Raw genomic sequence first — 596 nt, 5'->3', positions numbered from 1 at the left:
TTGATCAGCTTGACGGTGATCGACACGTTATCGCCAGGCATCACCATTTCCTTGTCAGCTGGCAGCTCGATGGCGCCGGTCACGTCCGTGGTACGGAAGTAGAACTGAGGACGGTAGTTGTTGAAGAAGGGGGTGTGGCGGCCGCCTTCGTCCTTGCTCAGCACATACACTTCAGCGGTGAAGTGGGTGTGTGGCTTGATCGAGTTAGGCTTGCACAGCACTTGGCCACGCTCCACGTCTTCACGCTTGGTGCCGCGCAGCAGCAGGCCAACGTTGTCGCCAGCTTGACCTTGGTCCAGCAGCTTGCGGAACATTTCCACGCCGGTCACGGTGGTCTTGACGGTGTCCTTGATACCGACGATTTCGATTTCTTCGCCGACCTTGATGATACCGCGCTCGATACGGCCGGTCACCACGGTACCACGACCGGAGATGGAGAACACGTCTTCCACGGGCATCAGGAAAGCACCGTCCACAGCGCGCTCTGGCGTTGGGATGTAGGTGTCCAGCGCTTCAGCCAGACGCAGGATAGCGGGTTCACCCTTGTCGGATTGGTCGCCTTCCAGAGCCAGCTTAGCCGAGCCGCGGATGATGGG

At 59.4% G+C, this 596-nt stretch carries 1 protein-coding gene; it reads right to left on the bottom strand.

Translation table 11 applies throughout. The annotated features are described in order from the left end of the window. Positions 1-596: EF-Tu C-terminal domain-related protein (locus tag WH303_RS23730; RefSeq protein WP_339521315.1), on the bottom strand; the 596-nt coding region annotated here is incomplete at both ends.

The sequence above is a fragment of the Comamonas sp. MYb69 genome (assembly GCF_037479315.1).
Taxonomy (GTDB): Bacteria; Pseudomonadota; Gammaproteobacteria; order Burkholderiales; family Burkholderiaceae_C; genus Comamonas.
Note: the sequence above shows the minus strand (reverse complement) of the source record. Positions and strands in the feature narration are given on the sequence as shown.